Origin of the sequence: Coprococcus sp. AM100_B19A (genome assembly GCF_027662015.1) — a bacterium.
Taxonomy (GTDB): Bacteria; Bacillota; Clostridia; order Lachnospirales; family Lachnospiraceae; genus Allocoprococcus; species Allocoprococcus comes.
Window position 1 is genome coordinate 54628 of record NZ_JAQDKN010000001.1, and the last position, 24048, is coordinate 78675.

20 protein-coding genes, 1 pseudogene and 2 riboswitches are annotated in these 24048 nt (G+C 40.2%); of the genes and pseudogenes, 4 read left to right on the top strand and 17 right to left on the bottom strand.

All coding sequences use genetic code 11. The annotated features are described in order from the left end of the window. Positions 1-291 precede the first annotated feature (291 nt). From PGQ33_RS00250 to PGQ33_RS00310, 13 genes and pseudogenes are all read right to left on the bottom strand, one after another. Positions 292-3498: a hybrid sensor histidine kinase/response regulator gene (locus PGQ33_RS00250; protein WP_270205015.1), complete on the bottom strand. Its 3207-nt coding sequence runs from the start codon at positions 3496-3498 to the stop codon at positions 292-294. A 233-nt stretch (positions 3499-3731) separates the two neighbouring features. Beyond that, positions 3732-3822, bottom strand: a riboswitch (cyclic di-GMP riboswitch). 146 nt (positions 3823-3968) lie between these two features. Next, a complete protein-coding gene (locus PGQ33_RS00255; RefSeq protein ID WP_270205016.1) occupies positions 3969-6827 on the bottom strand; it encodes an ATP-binding protein in 2859 nt (952 codons plus the stop codon). Between the two features lie 225 nt (positions 6828-7052). Beyond that, positions 7053-8543: an HD domain-containing phosphohydrolase gene (locus PGQ33_RS00260; RefSeq protein ID WP_270205017.1), complete on the bottom strand. Its 1491-nt coding sequence runs from the start codon at positions 8541-8543 to the stop codon at positions 7053-7055. Positions 8544-8640: 97 nt separating this feature from the next. Further along, entirely contained in the window at positions 8641-9690 is a 1050-nt protein-coding gene (locus PGQ33_RS00265) for a GGDEF domain-containing protein (protein WP_270205018.1), read from the bottom strand. A gap of 72 nt (positions 9691-9762) precedes the next feature. Further along, a complete protein-coding gene (locus tag PGQ33_RS00270; protein ID WP_270205019.1) occupies positions 9763-9981 on the bottom strand; it encodes a hypothetical protein in 219 nt (72 codons plus the stop codon). A 20-nt stretch (positions 9982-10001) separates the two neighbouring features. After that, positions 10002-10077, bottom strand: a riboswitch (cyclic di-GMP riboswitch). A 225-nt stretch (positions 10078-10302) separates the two neighbouring features. Further along, on the bottom strand, positions 10303-11067 hold the full coding sequence (locus PGQ33_RS00275) for a TIGR03915 family putative DNA repair protein (RefSeq protein WP_270205020.1): 765 nt from the start codon (positions 11065-11067) through the stop codon (positions 10303-10305). 53 nt (positions 11068-11120) lie between these two features. Next, positions 11121-12641 carry a putative DNA modification/repair radical SAM protein gene (locus PGQ33_RS00280; protein ID WP_270205021.1) on the bottom strand — a complete coding sequence of 507 codons (1521 nt, stop codon included), beginning with the start codon at positions 12639-12641 and terminating at the stop codon, positions 11121-11123. A 187-nt stretch (positions 12642-12828) separates the two neighbouring features. Beyond that, positions 12829-13572: a glycerophosphodiester phosphodiesterase gene (locus PGQ33_RS00285; RefSeq protein WP_178293770.1), complete on the bottom strand. Its 744-nt coding sequence runs from the start codon at positions 13570-13572 to the stop codon at positions 12829-12831. Positions 13573-13593: 21 nt separating this feature from the next. Then, a pseudogene (locus tag PGQ33_RS00290) lies at positions 13594-13968 on the bottom strand (extracellular solute-binding protein); the annotation flags it as partial. A gap of 40 nt (positions 13969-14008) precedes the next feature. Next, positions 14009-15421, bottom strand: coding sequence for a glycoside-pentoside-hexuronide (GPH):cation symporter (locus PGQ33_RS00295; RefSeq protein ID WP_270205022.1), 1413 nt, complete (start codon positions 15419-15421; stop codon positions 14009-14011). 16 nt (positions 15422-15437) lie between these two features. Next, the gene (locus PGQ33_RS00300; protein WP_270205023.1) at positions 15438-16004 is read right to left on the bottom strand and encodes a TetR/AcrR family transcriptional regulator; all 567 of its coding nucleotides are present in this window, start codon (positions 16002-16004) and stop codon (positions 15438-15440) included. 438 nt (positions 16005-16442) lie between these two features. After that, positions 16443-16958: a hypothetical protein gene (locus PGQ33_RS00305; RefSeq protein ID WP_055157119.1), complete on the bottom strand. Its 516-nt coding sequence runs from the start codon at positions 16956-16958 to the stop codon at positions 16443-16445. A gap of 212 nt (positions 16959-17170) precedes the next feature. Further along, a complete protein-coding gene (locus PGQ33_RS00310; RefSeq protein WP_117823668.1) occupies positions 17171-17512 on the bottom strand; it encodes a helix-turn-helix domain-containing protein in 342 nt (113 codons plus the stop codon). 605 nt (positions 17513-18117) lie between these two features. Here PGQ33_RS00310 and nagB point away from each other — a divergent pair. From nagB to PGQ33_RS00330, 4 genes are all read left to right on the top strand, one after another. Further along, a complete protein-coding gene (gene nagB, locus PGQ33_RS00315; RefSeq protein ID WP_270205024.1) occupies positions 18118-18849 on the top strand; it encodes a glucosamine-6-phosphate deaminase in 732 nt (243 codons plus the stop codon). 30 nt (positions 18850-18879) lie between these two features. Beyond that, positions 18880-20010 (top strand): N-acetylglucosamine-6-phosphate deacetylase, encoded by a 1131-nt coding sequence (gene nagA, locus PGQ33_RS00320; RefSeq protein WP_270205025.1) that lies wholly within the window; start codon positions 18880-18882, stop codon positions 20008-20010. Beyond that, complete coding sequence (locus PGQ33_RS00325; RefSeq protein WP_270205026.1) at positions 20004-20483, top strand: PTS sugar transporter subunit IIA; 480 nt, start codon at positions 20004-20006, stop codon at positions 20481-20483. Before nagA ends, PGQ33_RS00325 begins: the two co-directional genes overlap by 7 nt. An 81-nt stretch (positions 20484-20564) precedes the next feature. Further along, positions 20565-22037 carry a PTS transporter subunit EIIC gene (locus PGQ33_RS00330; RefSeq protein ID WP_270205027.1) on the top strand — a complete coding sequence of 491 codons (1473 nt, stop codon included), beginning with the start codon at positions 20565-20567 and terminating at the stop codon, positions 22035-22037. Between the two features lie 102 nt (positions 22038-22139). Here the strand turns inward: PGQ33_RS00330 and rsfS are convergent, their stop codons facing one another. Genes rsfS through yhbY form a run of 4 tightly spaced genes read right to left on the bottom strand, consistent with a single transcriptional unit; the run spans position 22140 to position 24022 of the window. Next, a complete protein-coding gene (gene rsfS, locus PGQ33_RS00335; protein WP_270205169.1) occupies positions 22140-22490 on the bottom strand; it encodes a ribosome silencing factor in 351 nt (116 codons plus the stop codon). A gap of 8 nt (positions 22491-22498) precedes the next feature. Next, positions 22499-23101, bottom strand: a complete 603-nt coding sequence (yqeK, locus tag PGQ33_RS00340) for a bis(5'-nucleosyl)-tetraphosphatase (symmetrical) YqeK (protein WP_270205028.1) — start codon at positions 23099-23101, stop codon at positions 22499-22501. After that, positions 23082-23714, bottom strand: a complete 633-nt coding sequence (gene nadD / locus PGQ33_RS00345) for a nicotinate-nucleotide adenylyltransferase (protein WP_022221033.1) — start codon at positions 23712-23714, stop codon at positions 23082-23084. The genes yqeK and nadD overlap by 20 nt, the downstream gene beginning before the upstream one ends. A gap of 17 nt (positions 23715-23731) precedes the next feature. Further along, on the bottom strand, positions 23732-24022 hold the full coding sequence (yhbY, locus tag PGQ33_RS00350; protein WP_270205029.1) for a ribosome assembly RNA-binding protein YhbY: 291 nt from the start codon (positions 24020-24022) through the stop codon (positions 23732-23734). Between the last annotated feature and the right edge of the window lie 26 nt (positions 24023-24048).

Here is a 24048-nt window from a genome sequence, read left to right on the forward strand (position 1 = left end):
TTTTCCCTAATTTTAGTTTAATACAAAAACGCCTCAACTCTTCACGCATTTTGCAAACATGGGTTACATTTCCAGACTCATCCCTTTTTTTTACAGTAAAAAGCATCCTGTGCCAACTGCCATCACACATACGGTATTCTGTGGAAATGCATTCTACCGCCTTCTATCTTGCTGAAAGTCTAGAGACATCCAGAAATGGACGGATCAGCGAGCGGTATTCAGATGCAACATTGTATCACAAAACCCTCTCTATGTTTCCTAGCTGCTTTTCCCATGTATCCAGGAAGTCAATTACAGCCAGTTTTCCAGAACATCATTCAGCTTATTCATATCCAGCGGTTTCGCGATATGTCCATTCATGCCTGTATTTTTGGCCAGCTGTACATCTTCTGCAAAAGCATTGGCAGTCATGGCAACAATAGGCAGTTTTCCCTTTTCACCCGGAAGGCTCCTGATTGCTGCAGTTGCCTCATAACCATTCATGACAGGCATTTGGATATCCATAAAAACAAGATCATACAAGCCTTTCGGAGAAGCTTCCACTTTCTCAACTGCGATTTTTCCATTTTCTGCCGTTTCCACTTTTGCACCTGTCATCTGCAGAATTTCACCAGCAATTTCTCTGTTCAACTCATTATCCTCAACCAGCAGAATCTTTTTTCCTGTATAATCTGCTTCTGACAGTTTCTCCAGATAATTTCTCGCTGTATTTTCTTTTCTGCCTGAAGTAAACTGCCGCAGTGTAGCCGTCAGCCGGGAACGGAACAGCGGTTTTGCAATAAAAGCATCTACACCTGCAGCCTTTGCTTCTTCTTCAATTTCGCTGAATTCATAGGATGTCAGTACAATGATGGTAATCTCTTTCCCGATCCGTTTCCGGATCTGTCTGGCAGTCTCTATACCATCCATCTCCGGCATCTTCCAGTCTAAAATAACAGCAAAGTAATCATCTTTCAACTCATGCCGTGCATAACAGCACTCAACGGCTTCCCTGCCAGAGAGAACCCATTCACCCATAATACCGATTTCCTTCAGTGTGGCAACTGTACTTTCACAGCATGTCTTATCATCATCCACTACCAGAACCGGCAGATTCATCAGATTTTTGTCCTGTTCTTTTTCTTGTTCCTGAAGCTCCAGATAAATTGTTACTGTGATTTTAGTTCCCTTATGTAAGGTACTGTCCACTTTAATAGTGCCATTCATCAGGTTCACAATATTTCTGCTGATTGCCATTCCAAGACCGGTTCCCTGAACTCTGGTTGTCCGTTGGTCATCTGCACGGCTGAAAGGATCAAACATGATTTTCTGGAATTCCGGTGACATACCGATTCCATTATCCTCAATCGTAAATTCATAGCATCCAAGTTCTGAAAATCCATTGGGTTTTTCCTCTATCGAAAAAGTAATATTTCCACCATCCGGTGTATACTTGATCGCATTACTCATCAGATTCACAAATACCTGCTGAATCCTCAAGCTGTCACCACAGACAGCCTCATGTTCAATATGATTGATGTGTATATCAAAATTATGTTTATGTTCATCAAGCACCGGTTTCGTAAGTGTAATAAGATTATCTACCAGCTCTGACAGATTGAAATCTTCCTGTGCCAGTGTCATTTTTCCACTTTCAATACGTGCCATATCCAATACTTCATTGATCAGCCCCAGCAGATGGCGGCTTGATTCTGTGATCTTGCTGAGGCATTCAATGACTCTGTCCTGGCTCTCAATATTTGCTCCTGCGATTGCCGTCAGACCTACAATCGCATTCATTGGTGTCCGGATATCATGGGACATATTGGAAAGGAATTCCGTTTTCGCACGATTTGCATTTTCTGCGGACCGGTAAGCTTCTTTCAGTGCCTGACGGGATTCAATCTCTGCTTTCTTTTCCTGTGTCACATCCATGGATGCCAGCAATACCTTTTCCAGCTTTCCATTCTTCCATTCCAAGGGAATATAAGAAGCGATTTTATAAGTCTTTTCATCCAGGCTGCAATACTCAAACTTATAAATATCATTTTCACTTTTCAGTTTTTTCCGAATATTATCCGGGGTTATCAGGATATCTATAGCTTCCAATGGTTCCAGTGTCTTATATTTTTCAAGAACCTGCATCTGAAAATCATGATAAAATCCCAGAGGTTTATATATCATCTGTCCATTCAGATTGTAGAATTCATATCTGTCATTTTCCAGATCACAGACAACAAAGCGGTCAACCAGACGCACAATACTCTGAATCAGCTGCTCCATGGAAGCATTATCCGCTGCCATCTGCAGATGCCGTGCGCTCTCTACCTTTGCCTCTGTGATATCACGCAGAAAGATCATGGCATATTCTGAATCCTCGATCTCGCCACGTATGACCACATTGCGGACCCATCGTTCTTTTCCATTCAGAGTGATACGGCACTCTAAAGCCAATTCGGTTTCCAGACCCTTCAGCCTTTCTGCAATATAACCACGGTCGTAAAAAGAGGATACCGCCTTCTTATCTGTCTCCACAACATAGGAATCCACAAAATGCCGGATCAATTCATCCCACGTATGACTCTGTTCAAAGACGGTCATCAGGGACGGTTCAACTTTAAAGGTATCAAAAGTATTCGTTTCCAGATTCACATAATACTCGCACAAATCTGCTTTCGTAAAAGCCCGGTGGAAAGCAGCAGATTTTTGTGCCTGCATGATTTCTTTTTTCTCCCCATCAATGTTAATAAAAATCCCGGCAATCCTGCTGGCAGAACCATCCAGACGGCGTATTACTTCTGCCGATGCCCGAAACCACTGGTATTGATTATCCTTCATTCTCATACGATACTCTACCTGGTATTTTATCTGGTTCGTCTTATCCTTAATTGCCGCCTGAAGCTGCACCATTACTCTTTCTTTATCCTGTGGATGCAGAAGATCTGACCAGGATTCCAGTTTATTCGGAAAGTCCAGAGTGTCATGATAGCCAAGCATTTTTCGGAATTCATGACTCCAGTTTACATTCACAATCTCACTGTTTTCGTCACAGTCAAAATACCAGAAGCCGGAACAGATAGCCTCATTGAGCAGTGTCAAATTTACATGATCCCAGTTGACCTGTACGGACATAACCCAGATCTGTCTGCCCGCCTCATCTGTCGCATCCTCTTTACAAAGCCGTACATTTTTCACTGTACCGTCTGCTGCAAGGATCTGTGCTTCTCCTGTTCCGTGAAGCTGCAAAAAACGGTCTCGCTCCAGTCTATCTTCCTCGTCATAAAAGAAATTTCTCAATGAGCCTTTTGTCTGTTCCATGAAAGTATCGAATGTATATCCCGTACTATGCAACAGCAGATTATTCACAGACAAAATAGACAGGTTTTGGTCATAAGATCCTGTCATTATACCTACCCCGCCATTATTTTCCAGTGTTTTCTGTACGACCTGTGACATGACCTGTGTCTGCCCCGTTACAGTCTCACCTAAGGAATATATTTTGTCTTCATAATTTTTCATTTTATAAAAATCCTTTCTCCGTCTTATGCCTTCTTCATCTTGCTTTTATCTGTATACAGAAAACCTGTCCCTGCCAGTTTTGTTACCCATTTTTGCATGCAAAAAGGACACTTGCCAAAATCTGCCAGTGTCCCTACTATATTTCTCTAAAATGACACATCTATATAGTATAAAAGGTATCGGAATCTCTTCTGTTCAAACATCTTTTCCATATATTATGATGATATGGAAACAGTGGCAACCGGCTGACATGGTCAAGCTTTCTGACTTTAGTCCCCTCTGGCTTTGCGCTCCTGCCTTTCAACAGGTTTGCCTTTAAAATAATCTCTTTTTTTAAAAATTAAACTACCATAAAAATTTTTACACGTCAATAATGTTGGATAGAAAATCTGTGTATTTTGCGTATGCCAGCCTGCATTGTCATCTTTTAGCCCTCCTGTCAATTGTATTCCACTAATTCATGAACCCTGCTAATCATTATGAACATACCTTAAAATCGTTTTTATAACTTCCTCAATCACAATCGGTTTTGACAAATGTGCATTCATTCCTGCTTCCATACACTTTTCTGCATCTTCCCTAAACGCATTTGCAGTCATAGCAATGATAGAGATTGTTTTTGCATCCTGCCGTTCCAGGGATCTTATTGTTTTTGTGGCAGTAAGCCCATCCATCACCGGCATCATGACATCCATTAAAATAACATCGTATGTTCCTGATTCGCAGGCTTCAAAGTGCTGAACAGCTTCTAACCCATTTTTCACTGTTTCTACTTCAGCCCCATTTTCCATCAGCATAAATTCTGCTATTTCCGCATTCAGCTCATTATCTTCAGCCAATAATATCCGGACACCTGATAGATCTGCATTGAAATCTTCTTTTTCTTCCGGTCGTGCATTCGTATCAATTTCAAATGGAAGTATTACACTAAAACAGCTCCCTTCACCCAGCTTACTTTCAACTGTTATGGTTCCGCCCATCTTTTCTACAAGTTGTTTCACAATAGGCATTCCCAGACCTGTCCCATTATAATCAGAACGTGGGGAATTATCTGCCTGTACAAATGGAGTAAACAATTCATTTTTTATAAATTCTTCTGACATTCCAATTCCATTATCTTTTATTTTAAATTCACATGTCATGTGATCTTCTGATCTTTCAATCGTTCTCATACTCATGTAAATAGAACCATTCACCTTATTGTACTTCATACTGTTTGTAAACAGATTCATCAATACTTTTTTCAGATGAACTGCATTGCTCCAAACATATATACCACTGTAATCATCATGTTCTCCTATAACATGAAGTCCTTTTTCTTCTGCCTGAAAAGATAGTGACTCCGTGATTTCCTGACATACCTGATCCAGATTGATGGATTCATCACTAAAAACCACGGTATCCGATTCTAACTTTGCCATATCCAAAACATCATTTACCAATGATAATAGCAGTTTCGAAGACTCATTTATTTTATTCAGGCAATCTTTTGCCCGCTCACCATCATTTCCGCTTTTTTCAAGAATTGTAAGCATGCCCATAATGCCATTGATCGGTGTCCTGATGTCATGAGACATGTTATTTAAAAAGGAAGTCTTAGCCTTATTGGCACTCTGTGCTTCTACAAGTGCATTTTGTAATTCCTGCCGTTTTTCTTCAAGCTCCTGATTCAGCTTCAATGCCTGCTCAGCAGACTTCTTGGATTTTTCTTCCGCACGTTTTGATTTTTTCAAAGAATCAAGAATTATACACAGAACAACGAAAAAAGAAATTCCAGCGATAAGTGAAACTGTCAGTAAATTGTCCTGAATAAACTCCTTCGCTGTAACTTTTCGTGAGGAAGCATTATACGAAACTACTGCACCTGAAAATTGAGTTGTAGGCATAGATGTCAGTGTTTTATTCAGAATGGACAAAAGAACCGGTTCTCCCTGCTGAATAGCAAATGGAACATCAGCTTCTTTTGTCAGGAAAACACTATGAAGTTTATTATTTTTCAAATAGTCTGAAACAGTACCTGAATTGCTTACAATACAATCCGTCTCCCCTTTCTGCATTGCTTTTACTGCTGCATCTGATGTTTCATATTCCACAACCTTCCATTGCGGATAATTGTATGAAAGATATGCTTTCAATGCAAAATCATCTTTTTCAACGGCAACTGTATTCTCTTTATTTTCATCAAAAGAATCCTTTGCCGTAATTGCTGCCATATTGAGAGTCAACAGCGTATCCGACAAAGCAAATCCATTTGTTTCTGCAAAGTATGGATTCTGGTTTGCATGAAAAATCAGGTCTATTTTTCCATCCTGCAATGCCTGAAGCAGTTCACTTCTTGTCTCATATCCATTTAATTCAAATTCCAGAGTCTGACCTTGCAGACAATTTTCTGCAAGGTCCACATAATCTGTAATAACACCTGTCAGTTTACCTGTTGATGGATCTACACTGCTGATACCTCCATCCTGATTCAGATACCCTATCCGGATTGCACCATGCTGCCCGATCCATTCCCTTTCTTCTTTTGAAAGAAAGGAGCTGCTCTGTGCAGAAAGATAACGCCTGTAGAGATCATCTGTGTAAAATGGGTTGTCATCCTTGATTCTGCGCATAGCACTATCCAGTGCTTCTTTGATATCCGGACGATCTGGATTTATAGCGAAATAGATTTCTGTCTCTCCAATACTTGTAATCGGCGAAATCTCCGATTCTTCCCAACGGGGTTCTTCTACCGAAACGAAGCAGTCAATTTCATGTTTCGACAGTTTGTCCATAACTTCTGCGGTATTAGAAACATTGACATGCTGCGTATGCAGACCATACTTTAACTCCCATTCGTTAAGCACATCCTCCGTTATATTATCTTTAAACACACCAATATTTTTTCCCTCAAAAGAATCCAAATTTCCTGCTGTAAGATCCATATTGGATGCATCCGTATAGATGTAATATTTCTCTTCCCCCATAGGCATATCGGAAAAAAGCATTTTTTCAGCACGTTCGTCTGTATAGGAAATACCACCAAGAATGTCAATCTCTCCATTTTCCAACTGTGTAAAGCAGTTTTTCCAATCACTTGTTATGTATTTATATGTCCAACCTGCATAACCTGCAATATCTTGAAGATACTCATAACCATATCCGCTTCTTTCTCCCTTTTCATTGACTACATTATAAGTTTCCTCAAAAGATCCTACCCGGATAACATTGTCAGAGTTTTCTTTGGCAAATATAGGAACGGATAAAACAATAAAACATATAATTGTGCAAAATATAATGTAACAAAATTTGAAATTCATTATATTCTGTACTAATTTGCACTTCTTCATCTTTCTCCCACCCTCCAGGCTACAGTCGCTTGCTTGCTTCCAGATTTTAATTTTACATTCATTAATGTTCAATACCCCCGCAACATTTTTATAAATATCTTTGCGACAGCTTCTGCTGTACTTTTACTATAATTATACTCTACAGCCAACTTGTGTCAATTTACTAACAGAGTAATTACATTATCCTTTTTCTTATTTCGATATATCCAAAAATAATATCACCAATCAAGAGAGATATCCGACAATTCCTATATATCCATCTTTCTTTAAAGAAGACCATAAGGTATGCAGTTTCAGATCATACATCTGCCTTTTATTTTCCACCTTTGCCATTAACTGCAATGAGATTTCTGTATTCTGTATTGATGTTTGGTCCAGTAACGCTCTGATATGTTGAATATCTTCACTGCTTACTTCGAACAGTTTGAATATATCAAACTTCGGATCATCTCTCTGACACAGTATCTGCCGGTTTCCGTTAATTATAATCAGCCGACCTGAAATTGCATTATACTCAATGGAAATTTTGCCACTGTCCATTTTAAAAAACTCTATCTTTTCCTGCATGAGCTTAATGACATGCTGCGAATAATTTTTACGGGGTAAAGACTTTTCTTTTAGTATTTCGTCAGAGAGCCTCTGTGCTTCATAATACTGTTTATTATCATTCGTTTCATTCGTATACATCTTGGAAAACTGAAGGCTTAGTTCTTTCAGGCACTTAAGAAGAACCGGATTGAACTGCCCGCATTGCCCGTCCAGAATCATCTTGATTGCGGTATCATGCTCAAATGCTTTCTTATAACATCGTTCACTGGTAAGAGCATCATAAACATCCACAATAGACACCACCTGTGCAGAAATTGGTATTTCTTCACCTTTCAGACCATCCGGGTAACCCTTTCCATCCCATCTTTCATGATGCCATCTGCAGATTTCCCATGCGGTATGTACCAGTGGATGATCTTGTAAAAAATGCATATCCCAGATCATGGATGCTCCAATCTCACTATGAGTTTTCATAATTTTAAATTCTTCATCGGTCAGTCTTCCGGGTTTATTCAGTATTTCTTCCGGAATGCGTATTTTACCAATATCATGAAGCGAAGAAGCGGTTGTGATTATAGCAATATCGGTCTCCGTCAGATGATAAGCATCCGTTGTTTTTAACAGTTGTCTCAGCATCATTTTCGTCGCAGTACGGATATGTAAAATATGTTCGCTGCTCTCACTGTTGCGGGACCCTAATACATTGCTCAGAATCCTGAGCATAATATCATTGTTTTCTTCTTTTTCATAAACCTGATCAACAACCACATTGATCAGACGCTTTTGGTTCGCATAAAGTTCTAGGGTATTCTGGACTCTTTTCTTTACAATAACAGAATCAAAAGGTCGTGTAATATAATCCGTAATCCCCATTTCATATGCTTTACGCATAACATCAACAGATTCTTCAGCAGAGATCATAATAACTGGAATTTCATCAATACACTGGCTTCTTTTCATTATTTCCAAGACTTCAAAACCATTCATCTGTGGCATATTGATATCTAAAAGCATCAGATCAATTCCAATATTTTCTCCTATCATCTGGATTACCTGATTTCCATTTTCAGCTTCCAGATAATCATAGGTTTCTCCAAGAAATTCTTTCAATATATCCCTGTTAAACTTTGCATCATCGGCAATCAGTATTTTTTGTCTTTTGTTCATATTTTCTATTTCCTTTATTCTTGTGGTCTTTAGAAATCCTATAAATTAAAAAAGGCACTCCCTATCGATAGTTTTTTAATCACTTTCCTTAAGAATGCTAATTATATTTCTTGCATAACTGTTTATCTTTATACATATTAGAATCTGCATCATCCAATAACATCTGCATTGTACACGACATATTATCGGAGGATAATGCCCATCCGCATGCATAGTCGATTGGTATTTGATTTTCATAACTATTTAATCTATCTTTTTCTCTGTACAAACCTTTTAATATTTCCTTAATTTCCGTCTCATTTGTATGATAAATGACTGCTATAAACTCATCTCCGCCATATCTTCCAACAAAATCCTTTTCTGGAATAACACTTCGCAAAAACTTTGAGAAATTCATTATTAACTTATCTCCTGCGGAATGTCCCATTGTATCATTTACAGTTTTTAGATTATTTAAATCAAACATTATGCATGCTGTAGAACCTGTAATTATATCTTTTTTATTAAGAAGCTCATTACAGGCATTTTTATTTGGCAGCCCAGTAGGGGCATCTACGAATGCTTTCTGTTCCAGCAATCTGTTTTGCATTGCCATCTGCATTGCCTTTAGAGTCTGCATAATAACCAATATCACCAGAATCAACATATCAAGTGCCGACAAAAGCTCTATAGTACGAATCTTTATAGCGATCTTTTCTGAATAGCTTTCTGCGGCAGAGACAGTTTCATCTGCCATCGTAAAATATATTTCACTCATATTAACAATGTCTGTATTTTCGTATCCTTTGTTTCTTACTGCTTCAATTTCTGTTTTCAATTTATCCCAGTAATCACTCTGGATTTTCAATTTCCCCTGATATTCTTCGTCATTGAGTTTTACCAGATTATAATGTCCATCCTGATATCTCAATCCAAGAAGAATGTCATCCAAATATTTAATTAATTCATCATTTTGGTTTCCTGTAATTTCTAATTTTACTTCGCGCTGTGTAGCTCCACGTACCAGACCTGCATAATTTATTACGCGTGCTGTCCCCTGCAGCCTGCTAATCTGAATCATCATAAAAATAATAAGAACCACTAATATCAATATAAGGAAACTCTGTATAATACCTATTATATTTTTATTTTTCTTGCTTGTCTTCATTTTACCATTTATCCCGAATCTTAAATAATATTCATTTCAATAACTATGCTATTCATTTACTTTCTCCCTATATTAGGGACAAATATCTTTGATAGTATTTTTCATCTTTTCAATATCCAGAGGTTTTGCCAAATTTGTAATATCAATTCCTCTCACGATATCAGCCTTCATATGATCTGCATACGTTACTGCGTTTAATTCAGCTCTTAACCTTGTCAAATCCCTTTGACTGCTATCTGCACGAATGCCTATATTCACCAGGACAACCAAACCGAAAAAGAGCATTGTCATTGCAGACAATGCATCTTTAACGTGGCAACTGGCTACCATTTTACAGGCCCTATAGCTTTGCGTCGCAGACTTTCATCTGTTTTGCCGTTTTTCTTATTATAGCTTTTAAACATATGAAAAAAACTGAGTTTATTATACTCTAATGCTCGACTATGTACAAGAAAAAAATTACCGTTTTTACGCTTAAAAGCAAAAAAGAACAGCCGATACATATCCTCGAACTGTTCTTCTACTTCTGAAGTCCACGCAGCATTGACATCACTGTTTCCTGCTCATGATTTTTAACCAGAGTTATTCTTTGCTGCTTTTTAATTCCTGCGATTATTCTTTAAATTCCACAGCATGCTTTCTCTTCCAGATCGGAAAAAGATTCCTCTGACAGACATAATTCTTCCGCTCTTTGATCCCGATCGTATGGAAAAATGTCTTCCACATCCCAGTGTATTCATCTTCGTACTCTTCTGTTTTCCGAAGCGCCTCAAACTCTCCGTCCGTCAGATAACGAAGATAATTTTCTCCGTCTTTTGGATGGACACAGACGGTCTTCCGGTTATCGTCAACGATCATCCAATATTCCGACGGCATACGGTCTGCGAAATGTCTTCCAACCAGCATGATCACATCACTTTTGGGTTCCAGATGGCTGACATACACACGCCCGTCGAGACTTTGAAACCGGGCGAATTCACGGAAATGATGGCTTTCATTTCCAACATTACGATATAATTCCATAATCCGCATCACATGTGGGTTCGTATAATGTTCAAGTACATCTGCTCCCATGGCAAATCCAACCCGCAGAAAATTATAGATTGCCTGCAGTGCGTCTTCTTCTGCTGAAAGGGATGCGTAATACACATACAGATATGCTCTGGAAGAAATATCTCTGCGGATAGACCGGGTGACTTTTTCTGCCTTTGAACAGTCTCCGTCTACATGGATATATTCATCCAGCAGTGTCGCCTGGAAAATCGGTTCTTTTTTCAATCTTATCTGATCATGACCGATTAGCAAAGCATCTGCCCATGCATCATAGATACAGGTCATGATGTCTTCCAACCGATCCTTACAAGTATATATCTTCATAAATTTCCTGCTTTCTCATATTGCTATAAGTATTTTCTGCCCTAATGATGTAACTATCCAATTCCAAAATCAGCAAGTGTCATCTGTGAGAAGCCTTCATTTGCATGAGCCATTTCCCAGGATTCCTTCCGGTCTACGCTGACCAGTTGTCTTGTGATATAAGTCTCTTCAAGTGGTGTGTGATACATCTGTTTTCCGCCACAGGTGATGAAATAGTGCGCTCTTTTCAGCACAACTCCCATTTTCTTCAGACTTGTGAAATCCATTCTGCCATATCTTCGTGCATTTACAATACGGCTGGCTGATTTCGGTCCGACTCCGGGTACGCGGAGGAGTTCTGCATAGCTTGCCGTTTCTACTTCAACGGGAAATAATTCCAGATGGCGTAATGCCCAATCACACTTCGGATCCAGAAGTTCGTTAAAATTCGGTTTCTCTATGGTTAAAAGTTCATCTGCCTGAAATCCGTAAAACCGGATCAGCCAGTCTGCCTGATAAAGCCTGTGTTCACGCAAAAGCGGCGGTGGAGTTCCAATCTCAGGCAGAACAGGATCTTCATTCAGCGGGATATATGCCGAATAAAAAACACGTTTCAGATCAAATCCCTGATAAAGCTGCTGCGTGGTCTGTAATAAGGTATAATCGCTTTCACCTGTCGCTCCGATGATCATCTGGGTGCTTTGTCCTGCCGGTGCAAAGCTGCGTTTTAATCTGTACATATCATGTGGTGCAAGTTGATATGCCTGATTCCAGGTGAAGGAAGAATCCAATAGAGCAGGATTTGACTGTGCAGTAATTGAGGATACATCTGCTGCTTTTTGCAGCGCTGCCCTGCTATCCAGTTTCCTTTGGAACTGTTGTTTGGAAGTATCAGAAAAAATTCCGTTATGCAGGAACTGATTTCCACGACTTCTTTCCATATATGATGATTTTCCGATTGCCATGCGATGTGCGGCAATGGTATTCTGCACCTTTCCCATCGGACTTAGGATTGTCTGCATAGTCTTGTTCGGTGCCAGCTTACGAAGTCCCTCAGAAGTTGGCAGTTCCAGATTCACGCTGACACGGTCTGCCAGATAACCGGCAGCTGCAAGTAATTCATCCGAAGCCCCCGGAATCGTCTTCACATGAATGTATCCATTAAAATGATATTTGGTGCGGAGAAGTAACAATGTCTCGCATATCTTTTCCATCGTATAGGTTGGATTTTTCAAAATACCGGAACTTAGGAAAAGTCCTTCTATATAATTCCGTTTATAAAATTCGACTGTAAGATTACAGATCTCTTCCGGAGTAAATGTAGCTCTTTTTACATCATTGCTCGCACGGTTAATGCAGTATTTGCAATCGTAGACACAATGATTGGTCATTAAGATCTTAAGTAAAGAAATACATCTTCCGTCTGCCGCAAAGCTGTGACAAATTCCACATGAAACGGCATTACCGAGTTCTCCTTTCTGTCCCCGGCGACTTGAGCCGCTTGATGTACATGCGACATCATACTTTGCAGCATCAGCAAGAATATGTAATTTTTCCTGTATTGTATAATGTTCATTTGTCATTTCTGTATTCATATTTCCATTATACAAACATATGTTCGATTGCGCAAGTGTTTTTTACAGTTAAAACAGAGGCAATCAAGAATTGACCTGAATATACAGACAGGGTATGTACAGCTTCATTTGCCATACATACCCTGTTTTAGTAAACATATTTTCTTTTATTTAAGAAATACTTTTGCTCCATGCTTCATGCAACTCATCAACGAATGACATCACGTTTTTTGATCTGCACTGCCATGTCTGGATAATTGGTGATAATTGCAGTTACTCCTGCATCGATCAGCCATTTCATATCCGCTTTTTCATTGACTGTCCAGACACGGACATTCAGATTGCTGCCCAGATATTCTTTCAGGAAATCTGCCATTTTTACATGATATACTGCCGGATGCAGTCCGTCTACTTTTGTATTCTTCGCATACTCTGCAACATTCAGGATCACATCACTGTACAGATAAGCGGTTTCTGCTTCCGGCACAATTTTCTTCATCTGCTGGATGCTGTAATGGTTAAAGGAAGAATAAATCACCCGCTCTTCCATTCCTGCTTTTTTTACAAGATCCGCAACCTTCTGCTCGATTTCAGGATACCAGTAAATTCCTGTTTTCAGCTCAATATTGACCTGGATACCGGATGCTTTTACCGCATCCAGTACTTCTTCCAGGGTTGGGATCTTTGCTGCGGAATACTCCGGGAATTTGTTTTTCAGTACTGTAAGCTCTTTTAACTCTTTTAAGGTATAATCCTTGACCCATCCTTTTTTTTCTGTAACTCTGTCGATGGTTTCATCATGGATCACAACCGGGATTCCATCCTTTGTAAGCTGTACGTCAAGCTCGATTCCGTCAGCACCCTGTGTGATTGCCAGTGCAAATGCTTCCAACGTATTTTCCGGTGCATATCCGCTTGCACCTCTGTGTGCAAATATTTTTGTTTTGCTCATTGTTTACTGCCTCGATTCTTTTTAATTATTTACAGTATTGTAGTCAGTGATCGCTTTGTTGATCGAATCTGACATTTTCTGTACTGCTGTGTCGACATCTTCTTTTCCATTCAGCATACTTTCGATTTCAGACTCAACAGTTGCTCTTGCTTCCGGGAATACACTTAAAAGCGCACCGCAATATTCCGGTGAAGAATCATGGAGCTGATCGATTGCTGTCTGGAACTGAGGATACTGCGCGATATTATCTTTGAATGTCTGTTCATCGTGTGCTTTTGTGGTAACCGGGAAATATCCTGTCTGTGCATTCCAGTATGCCTGTGATTCCGGAGAAATCAGGAATTTTACGAATTCCCATGGTGCACAGAGTTTCTTTGGATCTTCAGTCCGCAAACTGTCCCACTAAAATTTCGTTATAAAATTATAGATATAAATATTATGCTCTCTTCCGTTCTTCCAGTGTTCTGGATATTTCTTCTGTCTTTTCATCTGTTAATATGTAATGTTTTCGGAACACAAGTAATCCGATCAGCAATACAAGAATCGGAATGATCGTCATACACATCCGAAGTCCCAGCCTGGAAGCCGGTGCGATTGCCGTCAGTACTTCTGCCGTTTCATCCTTCTTGATCTGGAAAATCTGAATAACGATCGAAGCCGCAAGTGCAGCCACGCCAGATGCAAGCTTTACCACAAAGGTCTGCATCGAAAAAATTACCGATTCGTCACGCCGGTTATTTTTCAATTCCCCGTAATCTACCGTATTTGCAAGAAAAATCGTCACAATGACATTCAGCATACCCATCGCTGACATAATAAGGAATGCCGGAACCAGAAGCAGATAGACACTGGTACTTTCGGAGAATGCAATCACAAGAAGGAGCAGATATCCTGCAAATGCCATAGAAAAGCTGACATAAAAAAGATTTATCGTATTCATAAATTTCCGGAACAGCGGAAACAAAATCATCATCGCAAGAATCTGGAATGCACCGCCAAAGGTATTAAAAAGCGTATAATTGCTCTGCCATGCTTCCGGACTGAAATCATATTTGAAAAAGTAAATGACCAGATTCGATGTAATATATAATGCGGTATTGATCATAACAATTGCCACAACCATGGTCATTGCCTGGCCATTGCGAAACAGTGCCCGGAACATTTCTTTTACCGTTGCTGTTTCCATATTTACCGAAGATTTTTCTTTAATAGAAAGGCAGGTAATCGTGATAAAAATGAAAAACAAAACCGCAATGATCAGTGCAAAATAGCGATATCCAAGCCGTTCAATTTCCGATGCACCTTCCCCGCCTGCCAGTTTGCCAAGCGTGGATACAGAAAGCACAGTAATGATCGTGACGATGGCAGAACCAACGCCGGCACAGGAACGTGCCATTGCAGAAAGATTTTCGCGCTCTTTTCCACTTTCGGTAAAAGCAGGAATCATAGACCAGTATGGAATGTCCATCATCGTATAAGTTACGCCCCAGAGTATGTAGGTTACAGCCGCATAAGCAACCAGTCCTCTGCCTGAAAGAGAGGGCGGTGCAGCAAACATCAGATACAAAACAATGGCATTTGTCAGTGTACCGATAAAGAGCCACGGTCGGAACTTGCCCCATCTGGTTTTCGTCTTTGCTACGATGATTCCCATGATCGGATCATTAAATGCATCAAAAATTCGGGCGATAAACAGGATCACCCCCATTGCCACAGCACTGACACCCATGATGTCCTGGTAATAATAAAGGACATAGGACGCTGACAGCATATAGACCATATCTTTCCCTACAGCCCCGATTCCGTAGGCAAACTTTTCTTTTCCTTTTAGTTTCTGTACTTCTCCCATAATAAATTCCCCCTTGTCAGATTGTAATGCCATCGATCAGAATGGATACGACTTCATCTAATGCCTCATGGTAAGAAATTCCATTCTGGACCAGCACGTCTCTCTGAAAAAACTGTTCTAATGTGGCTTCCATCATGGTTTTTAAAATTGGAATCTTGATATTTCGAATTTTCCCTTCTGAGATGCCCTGTTCCAGTAATGAAATCGTACTCTCCCACCCGGTTTCCAGACGGGATTTTACTTTTTCATAAACTTCGGGATACCTCTCCTTTAGCTGATAAAGCTGTCTGAGATCAAGCTCCCGATACCCTTCCGGTAACACACCAAGAATTGCTCTGATTTTACCAACCGTATCCAGACTCAGATCTTGAAGAACTTTTTGTTCACTTTCTTTGATCGAGGAAAAACAATAATCAACCATCTCCAGAACCAACGAATTTTTGTCAGGAAAAACAGTATAGATTGTTTTTTTGCTGATTCCCAGAAGAGATGCAAGATCATCCATTGTAAATTTTAATCCCTTTTTTTGAAATGCCTGGATGGTTGCTTCGAGAATATCTCCTTTTAAATTTTGATTCGGCACAAGATCATCTCCTTTTGGAAACTATTTCTCTTGTAATAGTTTCCTTGATTGTAGCATCTTTGCGCACAAAAAAACAAGCAACTAAATTCACAAAAATAGTTTCTTGTTTTTGGTAACTTTTTAATATTGAATGACATCTCTTTTTCTGCGGATACATTTTGATTTAAAACTCTCTTGGTTGCAATTTTTTTTAGTATAAAAACAGCTGCGGAATTGCTTCCACAGCTGTTGCGTGCTTGAAACCGTACCTCTACACTGTGAACTGACACAGGTTTTTTACAGGGGGATTTAAAAATTTAAATTGTATACTTTTCCAAAAATGTTTCTATGAACAAGAACACATAACCTGATAACAAATAACCAATAAACGATGACATTGAACCATAACCAACCGTCTATAAGCTTTGTTGAAGATATACCCTGTACGGAAATTCCTACTTAGATATCCACATCAAACAATACTGTCTGATTGTAACGATCCAGTGCAATCTGCATTTCCATAATTGTATTGGAAATACGGTCGTATTCCTGACGGATTACTTCCAGATCATAGTTGATATATTTATATTCCGGTACCGATCCGGATGAACTGAAGGAATTACTATACACACGCATTTTCGGAAGCCGCTTGCGCATATCGTCAAGAACAGCTTTTCTTTTGTTAAGCTGCGCCATTCGGATCAGAATGCTGTCAATGCTCATCTCCTGATTGCCAACCTGCACTTTTGCGGTGGCATTTGTCAGGTTCAATGTATGTTTGATAGTAACAATCTTCCTGTCGATCTCGTCAATTGTATTTGCAATGGTCATATAATCATATTCCGGAATGACCGGCTCCTCATTGACCGCTGCCACATAGGTACTGGATGCTGCCTCCTTGTTTACCCAGAATGCTTTATCTTCCTCAAGGCTTCTCAACATCTTGTTTGCATAAGCTGATGTAATTTTCTTCATGATTTTTGCCTCCCATACTGTTCTCTTGCTTACAATATAAATGATGTAACCGGATTGCTCCATTGCTATGCAATTCCCGCAATTCTCGAACACCATATAAATAATATCTGTTCCTCAACTTCTGATTTAATTATAATTATATGATAGCAGTTTGTCATTCAACCAACAGTTTAAAACTCCACAGAAAGAACAAAGAATGTGCGAAGCACATTCTAGCGCCTGTGGCGGTCGCTTGCGACATCTTCATTATACGCCGCAGTACGCATCCTGCCGGAGGCTTTTATTACATAGGAAATGAAATTTCCTATGTAATAAGAAATATCCCCGTCAATGACGAGGATATCTTCAATCGAAGTATGTAATAATCTACTTAAAATAATGAAATTGTCTATACTGGGTAACGATTTGCCGGAAAGCCATTTATAAATGGCCTGCGGATTTTCAAATCCAAAAGCTCCCTGGATTTCCCGAATTGTATATCCTTGTTCCAAGAGTAGCTTTCTTATGTGTTCTCCAGTCTTTTTCGGCTGGATTGACAAATACATGGGTTCCATACTTTGTGCCTCCATGATTCAGAATCAAGTTCCCTGATAACTTATATATTATAACACAGAAAGCATCGGATCACCAGTATCAGTCTCCAAAACATCAGAAAATATATTTACAGATCCTCCGGATCCACCTGTTTGCCATCGCTCCAGATTCTTTCCAGATCGTAGAACAGACCCTTTCTGTCCTTGCTTCGGAAATGGATTTTATTCAATCAGAAGTTTATAAAAACAGCTTTTTCCTGGAAACAAAAATGAGTAGAAATCCTTAAAACCGTTAGAAACAAAGATTGTCCAGCAATATCCCCATAAGATATGAAAAGCAAGGATAACATTTTTATGTATATTTGTTGTTTTTGTTGTTTTTTATATACTTCACGTAGTTTTTTACATGGGTAATCTTGATTTTTTTGTTATAATAATATCATGAATTTAACTAGAAGAATATTCACCAATTTCAATGTAATTCGGTAAAACGCTAAATTTTTTGTAGGCAGAAGTGTGCGCATTGGTTAGGATGTGTATATGTACTAATACAACTTGCTGTGATATATGCAAATTGTGTAAAGAATCGTGGCGTTTAATATTTATGGAATGGAGAGAGGATAAAAATGAGAATTTACAAAGCAAAAGATTACGTAGACATGAGCCGCAAGGCTGCCAATATTGTTTCTGCACAGGTTATTATGAAACCAAATTGTGTTCTGGGGCTTGCAACCGGATCTACTCCGATCGGTCTTTATAAGCAGTTGGTGGAATGGTATAACAAAGGTGATCTTGATTTCTCAGAAGTTATGACGGTAAACCTTGATGAATATAAAGGACTTAGCCGTGACAACGATCAGAGCTACTACTATTTCATGCATCAGAACCTATTTGATCATGTGAATATTCCAGCTGAGAATACACACCTTCCAAACGGAATGGAACCGGATTCTCAAAAAGAATGCCAGGAATATACCAATCTGATTCAGTCTTTAGGCGGCGTAGATCTTCAGCTTCTCGGAATCGGTCATAACGGTCATATCGGATTCAACGAACCGGGGGAAGCTTTTGACAAGCAGGTTCATTGTGTAAATCTGACTCAGTCTACCATCGAAGCAAACAAACGTTTCTTTGCTTCAGCTGACGATGTTCCGAAACAGACTTATACAATGGGAATCAAGACGATCATGCAGGCAAAGAAAATCCTGATCGTTGCAAGTGGCGAAGATAAAGCAGAAATCGTAAGAGATGCTTTCTTTGGTCCGATCACACCGAAGGTTCCTGCTTCTGTTTTACAGCTGCACAATGATGTGACTTTGGTAGCTGACGAAGCTGCACTTAGCAAACTTCCTTTATAATCATGTCTGCAAGGAACGGAGGCTTTGAAAATGATCATTAAAAATGCGTTAATTTATACAGAAGATCATACTTTTGTGAACGGGAATGCAGTTGTAGAAAATGGCAGATTTGTAAGTTTTTCGGATTTTTCGGAACAGGATGCCCAGATCGTGGATGCCCAGGGACTTTATATGATTCCGGGACTTGTGGACATTCATTTTCACGGATGCATGGGAGCAGACATGTGCGACGGTACAAAAGAAGCACTGGATATCATTACGAGATATGAAGCGTCCATCGGTGTGACTTCTGTCTGTCCGGCTACCATGACAATTGCTAAAGACGAGCTTTTAAATGTCATGAAAAATGCAGGTGATTACGCCTACAATGGCGGTGCACACCTGGTCGGTATCAATATGGAAGGACCATTTATCAGTGCTTCCAAAAAAGGTGCCCAGGCAGAAGAAAATATCCTGCATTGTGATTATGAATATTTCTGCCGGCTTCAAAAAGCGGCAAAGGGACTGATCAAACTGGTGGATCTTGCACCGGAAGAACCGGGAGCCATGGAATTTATCGAGAAAGCAAAGGATGAGGTGGTTATATCCCTTGCGCATACCGCATCGGATTATGATACTGCAAAAGAAGCCATTCAGCGTGGTGCTTCCCACGCAACCCATTTGTACAATGCAATGCCACCATTGAATCATAGAAATCCGGGCGTGATCGGTGCAGTCAGGGATTCTGAAACATGCCATGCAGAGCTGATCTGCGACGGTGTACATATTCATCCGTCTGTGATCCGCGCAACCTTTGCCATGTTTGGTGCGAAGCGTATGATCCTGATCAGTGACAGTATGCGAGCAACTGGTCTGAATGATGGAGATTACACCCTTGGCGGACAGCCGGTAAAGGTAAAAGGCAATCTTGCTACCCTGCATGATGGAACAATTGCTGGTTCTGCTACGAATCTTATGGACTGTGTGCGTTTTGTGGTTAAGAAAGTCGGCCTTCCGTTTGAAACAGCAGTCATGTGCGCATCTGAAAATCCGGCAAAAGAAATCGGAATTTTCCATGAGGTCGGAAGTATCTCCGCTGGTAAGAAAGCAGATTTTGTGCTTTTAGATAAAGATTTGAATATAGTAAGCGTCTATGTAGATGGAAAGGAGATCACATGTTAGGTTTATTTAAAGGAAAAAATAAGGGGAATCTACTCCACTCCCCGTGTAACGGAAAAGTCGTACCGATCACAGAAGTTCCGGATTCGACTTTTGCGGATAAAATATTAGGAGACGGATTTGCAGTCATTCCTTCCGAGGGAAGGGTCTATGCACCGGCAGATGGGGAAGTGAGTATGGTATTTGATACTCTTCACGCCGTTACTATGACAAGCACCCAGGGAACAGAGATTCTGATCCATATCGGTCTTGATACTGTTACACTGAAAGGAGAACCTTTTATCCCTCATGTTGTTGCAGGTGACAAGATAAAACAGGGAGATCTCCTGATGGAAGTTGATCTGGATAAGATCCAGGCAGCCGGATTAAATACCATTACTCCGGTACTCATCTGTAATACAGATACTTATGGAAAAATAGCCCTTCAGAAGAAAGGCGAAGTCACACTGGAGGATGCTGTGCTTAAATTATCCTAGGATCTGTGCTTTTTCAATCGAAGCTAACTGGAATGGTCCAGTTTAGTGTATACTTTTATTTTATTTCTAAGGAGGAAAAACATGAAATTCTTACAAAAACTTGGTAAAGCGTTAATGCTCCCGGTAGCTATTCTTCCGATCTGTGGTATCCTCATGGGTATTGGATACAGGTTATGTCCGGCTGCGATGCAGGGTGGAGACATCCAGGGTGCAGCAAATCTGATCGGTCTGTTTTTAGTAAAAGCAGGTGGAGCTTTGATCGACAACATGGCAATTCTTTTTGCAATCGGTGTCGGTGTCGGTATGTCTGAAAAAAATGATGGTACAGGTGGTATCGCTGCTCTTGCTTCATGGCTTATGATGACAACACTTCTTTCAACAGGATTTGTTACAACGATCATGCCTTCTATCGCAGACAGTGCAACAAAGACACTTGCCTTCGACAAAATCGCAAACCCGTTTATCGGTATTCTTGCAGGTATCATCGGATCAATGTGCTACAACAGATTCAAAAACACAAAGCTTCCGGACTGGTTGGCTTTCTTCAGTGGAAAACGCTGTGTAGCAATTATTGCAGGAGTTGTTTCTATTCTTGCATCTGTTGTTTTATTATTCGTATGGCCATTACTTTTCGGTGCACTTGTTGCTCTTGGAAAAGGTATTGTTGGTCTGGATGTTGTAGGAGCCGGTATCTATGCATTCCTCAACCGACTGCTGATCCCTACCGGATTACATCACGCACTGAACAACGTATTCTGGTTTGATACCATCGGTCTTGGTGACTTACAGCACTTCTGGGCCGGTGAAACATCTGCAGACGTATCATGGAGTCTTGGAATGTACATGTCAGGATTCTTCCCATGTATGATGTTTGGTATCCCTGGTGCAGCTCTTGCTATGGTAAAATGTGCAAAACCGGCGAAAAAGAAAGTTGCAATCGGACTTGTAGCTTCTGCAGCTATTTGTGCATTCATCTGTGGTGTAACTGAACCGTTCGAATTCGGATTCATGTTCCTTGCACCGGTACTTTATGTAATTTATGCAGCACTTTACGGTATCTTCACAATGATCACGGTTGCTCTTGGATTCCGTGCAGGATTCTCATTCTCAGCAGGTGCGATGGACTTATTCTTCTCTGCTTCTCTTCCGGCAGCAGCTAAGACATGGCTTATTATTCCGCTTGGAATCGCAGCATTCTTAGTTTTCTATTTCGTATTCCTCTTCGCGATCAAGAAATTTGATCTGAAGACACCAGGTAGAGAAGATGATGATGATCTGGAAGCAGAAAAAAATGTAGAACTGGCAAGTGATGACTTCACAGCTATCGCAGCAAAGATTCTTGAAGGTTGCGGCGGAAAGGAAAACATTGCAAGCATCGACAACTGTGTAACAAGACTGAGACTGGAAGTAAAAGATATGACTGCAGTTAACGACAAAGTGATCAAATCTGCAGGTGTTGCAGGTGTTATTAGACCTGGAAAAACTTCTGTACAGGTTATTGTTGGAACTAAAGTTCAGTTTGTTGCGGATGCATTCTCAAGACTTTGTGAATAAGCTTATATATCTTGAATAATTGTATCAGAAAAGCAGGGCGCATGCCCTGCTTTTTACATTAAAAAAAGAATGTGCCGAAGCACATTCTCATTTTGAATTCTTTTATAATTCTTCCGGATCAACCTGTTTTCCGTCTCTCCAGATTCTTTCCAGATCATAGAAAACACGGTTTTCTCTGTCAAATACATGAACGATAATGTCGCCAAAGTCAAGAAGCACCCAGCTTCCGAGTCCATAGCCTTCACGCTGGTTGACTTCATATCCTGCTTTTGCAAGTTCTTCTTCGACATTATCGACAAGAGCTCTTACCTGGCTCTCATTGGTTCCGTTTGCAATAATAAAATAATCTGCAAGCACAGAGATTCCTGCAATGTCAATTACACGGATATCTTCGCCTTTTTTGTCAGCGAGTGCTTCGCAGGCAAGTTTTGCCATCTCTTTTGACTGCTCGATTGTCTGCATCAGTTTTTGTCCTCCTTTTCGGAATCACTGTTTTTCAGGTTTTTATAATATAAAAATGTCTCTTCTGTCGCAGGATCTAACGTTGCACCTTTTTCGGCAAGATATGCAAGTGTATCTTCCAGAATACGGTAAAGACATGCATCGATATCTACAAATGCAAGCGCACGTACTTCCGGAAGATTTGGTGCAACATCTCTTCCAGGCTCAATATAATCTGCGATATAAATGATCTTATCAAGCAGAGACATATTCGGACGACCGGTTGTATGAGACTCGATCGATCGTAGAATCTCTTCATTTTCTATTCCATATTTTTTCTGGGCAAAAAATGCGCCCAGCTTTGCGTGCAGAAGTCCCGGATTTTTGTACTCTGCATCGGAAATTTCGATATGATTTTTCTCGCAGAGCTTAATCTTTTCATCTGCCGGCACACATTTTGCACAGTCATGTAAAAGTCCTGCCGTCAAAGCCTGCTCCAGATTGGCACCATAACGCATGGCAAGGCAGCCTGCCGTATGCATCACACCGATCGTATGATCATAACGGTCTTTATCCAGGTACCGTTTTACTTTTTTCTGCATCTTAAGTATTGTTTCCGTCATGTTCACTCACCTGATATAATCTGTTCAAATCTATATAATCTGCAACCTTTTTCGGAATCGGAAGATCTTCTGTCTCTCCTCCTCGGATCATCTGCCGGATCTCACTGGAAGAAACCGGCATCACAGGGGTACGGAGAAGCCGGATATCACATGCATACTTTTCTTTCAAATATGTGATCTGACGGCGCATTTCTTTCGGCGCTCCTGCATCATCCCGATATGCTGCCAGGATGACCGCTGTTTTCAGAAGTCTTTCCGGACATTTCCAGGTTTCCAGATTGAAAAGAGAATCCGCACCGATGATAAAATAAAATTCATCCTGCGGATAAGTCTCTTTAAAATACTCCATTGTCTGATAGGAGTACGAAGTTTCCTTTCGATCCATTTCATAGGTACAAAGCCGGAAATACGGGATCTCTTCAATTGCAAGGCGTGTCATTTCGGCACGGTCCTGTAAATCTTTTCGTATTTCCGGATTTGATTTATGGGGCGGATTGCCGTTTGGCATATACCACACTTCATCCAGATGGAACTGCTGGTATGCATATTCACCAAGCATCAGATGCCCGTTGTGGATGGGATCAAATGTTCCGCCCATAATACCGATTCTCATAATCTATACTCCACTCATTAAGGAAGAACGATTTTCTTCTTGTCGTCTTTTCCCTCTTTATAAAGAACGATTTTTCTTCCGATAACCTGTACCACCTGGGAACGTGTACGCTCTGCAAGGATCTCTGGCATTCCACGCAGATCATCTCCACAGTTCTGAAGAACGTGAAGCTTGATCAGTTCTCTTGCTTCAAGCGCTTCTGCAACAGCTGCGGTAAGTTCCGGTGTTACGCTGGATTTACCGATCTGAAGGATCGGATCCATTGTCATCGCAAGGCTCTTTAAATAAGCTCTCTGTTTGGAAGTCATAAAACTTCTCCTTTCTGAAATTATGT